Origin of the sequence: Variovorax sp. GrIS 2.14, assembly GCF_046115955.1 — a bacterium.
GTDB lineage: Bacteria > Pseudomonadota > Gammaproteobacteria > Burkholderiales > Burkholderiaceae_C > Variovorax.
This window is the reverse complement of sequence record NZ_JBJXIA010000020.1, coordinates 55395-61735: the sequence shown is the minus strand read 5'-3', so window position 1 is coordinate 61735 and position 6341 is coordinate 55395. Positions and strand designations below refer to the sequence as shown.

7 protein-coding genes are annotated in these 6341 nt (G+C 64.3%); 3 read left to right on the top strand and 4 right to left on the bottom strand.

The features are described 5' to 3' along the window. On the top strand, nt 1–351 hold a 351-nt coding region (locus RCH10_RS23085; RefSeq protein ID WP_409054241.1), incomplete at its 5' end, for a class II aldolase/adducin family protein. Between the two features lie 125 nt (nt 352–476). After that, on the top strand, nt 477–755 hold the full coding sequence (locus tag RCH10_RS23080; protein ID WP_409054240.1) for a TIGR02450 family Trp-rich protein: 279 nt from the start codon (nt 477–479) through the stop codon (nt 753–755). 147 nt (nt 756–902) lie between these two features. Here the strand turns inward: RCH10_RS23080 and RCH10_RS23075 are convergent, their stop codons facing one another. From RCH10_RS23075 to RCH10_RS23060, 4 genes are all read right to left on the bottom strand, one after another. Continuing rightward, entirely contained in the window at nt 903–2273 is a 1371-nt protein-coding gene (locus RCH10_RS23075) for an NAD-dependent succinate-semialdehyde dehydrogenase (RefSeq protein ID WP_409054239.1), read from the bottom strand. A gap of 62 nt (nt 2274–2335) precedes the next feature. Then, nucleotides 2336–3019, bottom strand: a complete 684-nt coding sequence (locus RCH10_RS23070) for a type 1 glutamine amidotransferase domain-containing protein (protein WP_409054238.1) — start codon at nt 3017–3019, stop codon at nt 2336–2338. Between the two features lie 396 nt (nt 3020–3415). After that, nucleotides 3416–4258, bottom strand: a complete 843-nt coding sequence (locus tag RCH10_RS23065) for a dienelactone hydrolase family protein (RefSeq protein WP_409054237.1) — start codon at nt 4256–4258, stop codon at nt 3416–3418. Between the two features lie 111 nt (nt 4259–4369). Next, entirely contained in the window at nt 4370–5296 is a 927-nt protein-coding gene (locus tag RCH10_RS23060) for a LysR family transcriptional regulator (protein ID WP_323497505.1), read from the bottom strand. Nucleotides 5297–5543: 247 nt separating this feature from the next. On the opposite strand from RCH10_RS23060, the gene RCH10_RS23055 reads away from it, so the two are divergent. Then, the gene (locus RCH10_RS23055) at nt 5544–6320 is read left to right on the top strand and encodes a 5-oxoprolinase subunit PxpA (protein ID WP_409054236.1); all 777 of its coding nucleotides are present in this window, start codon (nt 5544–5546) and stop codon (nt 6318–6320) included. Nucleotides 6321–6341: the final 21 nt, after the last annotated feature.

Genomic DNA, 6341 nt, shown 5'->3' with positions numbered 1-6341 from the left:
GCCTACGACGACGGCTACACGGGCTTGGCGGCGGAGTTGAGTGAGGGCGAGCGCCTCGCTGCGATCCTGGGCGACAAGCAGATCCTCTTCATGAAGAATCACGGCGTGCTGGTCATTGGAGAGACGGTCGCCCAAGCCTATCGACGTCTCTACAAGCTCGAGAAGGTCTGCAAGGCGCAGGTGTTGGCCCTGTCGACCGGCCGACCCCTGGCACTGCTGTCCGAGGAGTTGGTGAAACGGGTCGACACGCCCAACCCGAAGGACAGCCACTCACGCTCGGAGCGCGAGCAGCTTTACTTCGCGGCGATGATGCGGGTCCTGGACCGGGTCAACCCAGGATATGCCGATTGAATTGAGGTGAATGCAGGCTTTGCTGGCGGCGAAGGGTCCGGAACTGCCGGCCGATCGAATGGCTGCTTGTGAATAGATCGAACTGGCGCTGCCGCAGGACTGACCGTGGCGCATCATCACCCGCTATGAGATCGATTCCTGAACCCGGAGCGGTAGCGCCAGCGCCCAAACACTGCACGCGAAAGAACCCGCTCAGCCCGAAAAAGCTTTTGCTGACAAAGTGGACGGCGATGACGCCGCGCAATCGCGAGAAGCATTTCGTGGTGCTGCGGGTTATCGAGCCCGAGCCGCCGTCGATACGCGTCGAGCAGGTCGAACTGGAGGCCGTGCATTCCAAGCAGGTGTATCTGCTGCAATGGCGCGAACTGACCGACGCCACCCTGTGGCGCCAAGGTTGGGTCTGAGGCGAGGCCGTCCCGGGCGGTTCCTGTCGCGGTTCCTGTCGCGGTTCCGTGACAAGCGTGAAACAAGGAAATTCTGCCGCTTGGTGCGCGTCTTGCCATACGCCCGCGCAGTGCAAAAGCGATGCGGCCGCCATGCGGCGATGAGACTCAGGCGACGCGGATCAGCTTCTTGTTGACGAATTCCTGGATGCCGGCACTCGACAATTCCCGGCCGTAACCCGAGTTCTTCACACCGCCGAACGGCAGTTCGGGCGATGAGACGGCGCTGGAGTTGATGAAGACCATGCCGGTGTCGATGCGCCGAGCGACGGCTCGACCGCGCTCGATGTCGCTCGTGAAGACCGAACCGCCCAGCCCGAAGGGCGAGTCGTTGGCCAGCTTGACTGCGGCATCTTCGTCGGGGACACGGAAGAACAGCGCCACCGGACCGAAGAACTCCTGGTGATACGCAGGGTTGTCGGGTGCGATATCGGTCAGGATCGTCGGCTGCATGAACTCGCCGCGCTCGCCGTCGATGCGCCTGCCGCCCATCAGCAGGCGTGCGCCCCGGCCGACCGCTTCTTCGACCTGGCCGAGCAGAGTCTTCAGCGCCTGCGACGACGACAGCGGTGCCAGCGTGGTCTCCTTGTCCATCGGGTCACCCGGCTTGAAGCCGGCCATCGCAGCCTGGAATTTTTCCAGGAATCGGTCGGCCAGCGACTCGACGACGATGATGCGCTTGGACGCTGTGCAGGCCTGCCCCGCATTGCCCATGCGGCCGCTGACGGCATGTTTGACGGCCTTTTCGAGGTCTGCATCGTCCAACACGATGAAGGCGTCGCTGCCACCGAGTTCCAGCGTGGTCTTCTTCAGGTTCTTGCCTGCTCGGGCCGCGACCACCGCCCCCGCGCCTTCGCTGCCGGTCAGCGCGACGCCGCGCACACGGTCGTCGTCGATGATGCGGCCGATCTGATCCTTGGAGACGAACAGGTTGGTGTAGGCGCCGGGGGGTGCGCCGGCGTCCGACAGCAACCCTTCGAAGGCCAGTGCGCACTGCGGCACGTTGGACGCATGCTTGACCAGCACGACATTGCCGGCCATCAGGTTGGGCGCCGCGAAGCGCACCAGCTGGTAGTACGGAAAATTCCAGGGCTCCACACCGAAGAGGACGCCCAGCGGGCTGCTCTCGACCATCGCCTCGCCCCGGCTCGACGCCAGCCGCTCGGGCGCCAGGAAGGCCTCGGCGTGATCGGCGTAGTAATCGAGGATGGCCGCGCACAGCGCGACCTCGCCCTGGCTCTGCGCGATCAGCTTGCCCATCTCCAGGCTGATCAACTCTGCGAAGCCCTGCGAGCGTTCACGCATGATGCTTGCCGCGCGCTTGAGGATCGCCTTGCGCTCCTCGAAGCTCGTCTTGCGCCAGTGGTTGCGGAAGCAGTCGTCGGCGGCCCTGATGCTCGCCTCGAGTTGTGCGTCACTGATCTCGTCGAAGATCTTGCCAACCTGTCCATTATAGGGATTCGTGGTCTGGTAAGCCATGCGATGCTTTCTGTGGTGTGAATGGCGGGAGGCCGCGGCGTTGGCCGCGTGCCCTTTTGTCGTCAGCGCTGCTTGAGCTGATCCAGCAGCGCGACGGCTGCGGCTTCGGACGAAGCCGGGTTCTGCCCGGTGATCAGCAGCCCATCGCGCACCACATGCGGCTGCCAGTCGGCCGCCTTGCTGTAGTGGCCGCCCTTCTCGATCAGCATGTCCTCGACGAGAAAAGGCACGATGGCGCTCAACTGCACTGCCGCCTCTTCGCTGTTGGTGAAGCCGGTGACCTTGCGGCCCTTGACCAGAGGCGAGCCGTCCGCCCCACGGACATGGCGCAGCACTGCCGGCGCGTGGCAGACGGCGGCCACCGGCTTGCCGGCGGCGATCGTCGCCTCAATCAGGTGGATCGAGTTCTTGTCCTCCGCCAGGTCCCACAAGGGGCCATGACCACCCGGGTAGAAGACGGCATCAAAGCCCTCCTCCGAGACATCAGCGAGCTTGTCGGTGTGCGCCAGCGCAGACTGAGCCGCATGGTCGGCCTTGAAGCGCCGCGTCGCGTCGGTCTGCGCGTCGGGCTCGTCGCTCTTCGGGTCCAGCGGCGGCTGCCCACCCTTGGGCGAAACGAGCGTGACCTGCGCGCCAGCGTCGGTGAAAACGTAGTACGGCGCAGCGAACTCTTCAAGCCAGAAACCGGTCTTGCGGCCGGTGTCACCCAGCTTGTCGTGCGAGCTCAAGACCATCAGAATTTTCATGTCTTCTCCTTGTCGGGGGGTGAAGCCGCCGGGCGCAGTTGTCACGCGGGGCGGCGCGAGATGTTGTGTCAGGTAACCATGGCAGCGCTACTAGCCACGTCACACGCGTGTGTCGACGCTAGCCCGACCCTCCTGCAGGCGGAAGGTGACAACCGCTGACCTCCTTGTCGGACAAGGTGTCGTATGACGTGGTGCAGCCTGAAGCTGGGCCATTTGGCCCGGGCGAGTCAGCAGTCCCGCAACACTTCCGACTCGGCGAACGCACGTCGTGAAGACCCAGTCAGGGCAAGTACCGGTGCCCCGCTGGGTGTTCCGCGGGACGGTTTCGAACGCCTCAAGTGGTCGTTCGGCTTTGGAACAGCGAGCCCTCCTGAGCTCGTCACCCGGCTACCGCAATCAGGCCAGCGCCTTGCCGAATGTCGCCAGCAGGCGCGCCCAGGCGCGCTCGGATTGGGCGGCGTCGTAGACCTGTGTATCGGGCGGGCACCAGCCGTGGGCCGCCGGGTACACCTCCACCTCGGCCTGCAGCTTGGCGATGTCGAAAGCGGCGCGCAAGCTGGCCTTGGCTTCGGGATCTTTGGCGTCGTCGCTCTGGGCCACTGCAATCAGGTATTGGGCCTGCGTCTGGGCGACCAGGCGATGCGGGCTGTCGGGTCCTGCCGTCACCATCGCAGCGCCGTGGAAGGTTCCGACGGCGCCCACGCGGCCGGGCGCCACGGAGGCAGTGCGCACCGCGATCGGGCCGCCCATGCAATAACCGGTCGTGCCCAATTTGCGAGCCTTGTCTACCTCGGATTGGGCATCGAGCCAGGCCACGAAGGCCTTGCCGTCGCTCAGATGCATGGCTGGCGTCAGGGCCTGCATCAACGGCATCACCTGGGCGATTGGCGTCTGGCCGCCCTGCGCTGCGGTCGGCGCTTTCATCTGCCGGTAGAAGGGGTTCACCACCAGTACGCTATAGCCCGATTCGGCCAACCGCCGGCCCATCTGCCTGAAGGCGGGGCGAAGACCGAACACGTCGGGCCATACCAGCACGCCGGGTGCAGGGCCGGACGTGGGCGCGACGAAGTAAGCGTCGCAGCTGCCGTCTGCAGTAGTGATGGTCACCTCGCGCTCGGCCACCGCCGCAGCGTTGGCCACGGCGGGCAGCGCGGTCAGCAGGCCGGCGGATGCGGCCCACGTACCGAAGTCGCGGCGAGTGTATTTCTTAAGCTCTTCCTGGTCGTTCAGATCACACACGGTTGGTCACCTTATTTGAATCACGTCAAAACCGAGTTTTTGCCATGAATCGAGAAAGCCAGCAAGCAACGGGTGTTTTCCTGGCGCCCGCTCGGCCGATCACCCAATCCTTCACAGCCGCCCGCGCCCCGCCCGCACCGAAGTCGGATCCTGGAACAGCTGCCTGAAGTAATCGCGAAACGCCGTCATTGCCGGCGTTGACTCGGTCCCCTGCTTCCACCCCAGGCCGATATTCATCGTCGGCACAGCGTCGCGCAGGTTGATCGTCTCGATGCGCTTGCCTTCCAGTGACCAGGGCCGGTAGACCATGTCCGACAGAATGGTCACGCCCAGGCCGTTGGCGACGGTGCTGCGCACCGCTTCGACCGAGCTCGTGCGCATGCGCACGGCCGGCTGGTGCGGCGTCTTGCTCCAGTACTTGAGGGTGGTGGCGGCCGCCTCGTCGACGGTGAGCATGATGTACGGCTCGGCCACCAGATCAGCGAGCGTGACCTCGGCCTTGTCGAGCAGCGGGTGCTTGGCCGGCACCCATAGCCGGCGTTGCGATCCAAAGAAGGTCTCCAGCGACAGCTCGCTCAACACCACGTTCGACGTGAGCAGCACGCCCATGTCGTAGCGTTGCGTGATCAACCCTTCTTCGATGGCTTCGCGCGCGACCTCGTGCACCTTGACGTTGACCTGTGGATGCAGCTGCGCAAAGCGCTGCAGGTGGTGCGGCAAGAAATAGCCCAACACCGTGTAGCTTGCCGCGACGGTCAGAGAACCTTCGACCTGTGCGCCGTCGTGCGGCATGCGCTCGGCTTCATCTGCTGCCGCCAGCACAGAATAGGCGTGACCCAAGAAACGCCGGCCTGCTTTCGTGAGTTCGACGCCATGCGGATGGCGCTCGAAGAGCTGCTGGCCGACCAGTTCTTCCAGCTCGCGGATCGCAGTGGTCACAGCCGACTGCGAGATGTTGAGTTGAAGCGCCGCATGGGAGATGCGGCCGACCTCGGCAACGGCCGAAAAATACCTGAGCTGGCGAAGAGTGAGAGACATGCGTGACCTTGCAAGGGGGAGCCTGGGCAGCGAACAAGCGGCAACGGCCGCTCCGAGCGCGAAATTCAGATAGCCCGCAACCGCTCGCTCCCGAGCGTAGCCTCGAATACCTGCCGCACCCGCATCTGTTTTTTAGATATCGCACCGTCTGAAAACAATGCTTTCGGTCTCTCTGCGCGCTGGCTAATCTCCGTTCCGCACCACAGCCCATCCGGCAGAGTGCTCACCGAACCGAAGGCGAACGCAAGTGAAAAAGCTCATCGATCTGAACTCCGACATGGGCGAAGGTTTCGGCCCATGGACCATCGGTGACGGCGTCGACGAGCAGCTGATGCCGCTGGTGAGCTCGGCCAACATTGCCACCGGCTTCCATGCGGGCGACCCGAACATCATGCGCAAGATGGTGCTGCTGGCCCGGGACAATGGTGTCGGTATCGGTGCCCATCCGGGCTTTCGCGATCTGGTCGGGTTCGGGCGGCGCCACATCAACGCGCCGGCCGACGAGCTGGTCAACGACATGGTCTACCAGCTCGGGGCGCTGCGCGAGTTCGCGCGGCTTGCGGGCATGAACTTGCAGCACATCAAGCCGCACGGCGCGCTCTACATGCATGCGGCGCGCGACGAGGCGCTGTCGGTCGCACTGGTCACGGCCCTGCAGATCATCGAACCCAAGCTGTATCTCTTTTGCATGGAGGCATCGGTGACCTATCGGGTGGCACGCGAACTCGGTCAGCCGGTGGTGCGCGAGTTCTATGCCGACCGCGACTACGACATGAGTGGTTCCATCGTGTTCACCCGGCACGTCGGCGCGCTCGACCCCGACACGGTGGCCCGCAAGGTGGTCCGCGCCTGCGAGGAAGGCATGGTGCGCACGGTCGATGGTCAGGATCTTGCAATCGACTTCGATTCGGTCTGCATTCACAGCGACACGCCCGGCGCGCTCGCGCTGGTGCGCGCCACGCGAAGCTTGCTGGTCGAAAAAAATATCCGCGTTGCAGGCATTGCCGAGCTGGGTTTGACCTGAGCATCGAGCGCAGTTCCCAGC